The sequence below is a fragment of the Pseudoblastomonas marina genome (assembly GCF_014641655.1).
In the GTDB taxonomy this organism is placed as follows: Bacteria; Pseudomonadota; Alphaproteobacteria; order Sphingomonadales; family Sphingomonadaceae; genus Alteriqipengyuania_A; species Alteriqipengyuania_A marina.
This window is the reverse complement of sequence record NZ_BMID01000034.1, coordinates 1-741: the sequence shown is the minus strand read 5'-3', so window position 1 is coordinate 741 and position 741 is coordinate 1. Positions and strand designations below refer to the sequence as shown.

1 pseudogene is annotated in these 741 nt (G+C 32.9%); it reads right to left on the bottom strand.

Annotated features, from left to right (window positions below):
* Window positions 1–649, bottom strand: a pseudogene (locus IEW49_RS13445) (proton-conducting transporter transmembrane domain-containing protein); the annotation flags it as partial.
* Window positions 650–741: the final 92 nt, after the last annotated feature.

Below are 741 nucleotides of genomic sequence, written 5' to 3'. Positions count from 1 at the left end.
GCAAATAGAATTCTTCTTTTCCCGTATAACTTACATATACATATAGTCTTTCATACAATATGAAATGTCTATAAAAATGGATATAACCATTAGGGTTGGCTAAAAAAGTTAAATACAATACTTTAACAGAGTATAAAGTTGTAAATATTGCACCAATAGTAGCTATGATATATACAGCTACCCCTGAAAAACTAAATTGTCCATAAGCAGACTCTAAAATAAAATCTTTACTATAAAAACCAGTCATGTATGGGAAAGCCACTAAACTTAGGCTTGCTATTAACATAACAGAGTATGTTAAAGGTAAATAATTTTTTAACCCCCCAAACTTTCTAAAGTCTTGGTTATCAGCTACAGCGTGTATAACGCTACCAGCTCCTAAAAATAAGAGTGCTTTGTAAAATGCATGATTGATTAAATGAAATAAAGCTACATTGTAAGAAGATAAACCTATAGCTATAACCATCATCCCCAATTGACTCATTGTGGAATAAGCTATAACTTTTTTAATATCTTGTTGGAATAAACCAATAAGAGAACTAAATACAGTAGTTATTGCACCTAATCATAAACATAATAGTAAGACAGTACTACTATATTCAATTAATGGTGAACTACGCATTAATAAATATACACCTGCAGTTACCATCGTGGCAGCGTGTATTAATGCAGAAACAGGAGTAGGCAAAATTATGTTGATTCCACCCCTCCCCCCCGCAAACCTGCCCCCCCTGCAGTACT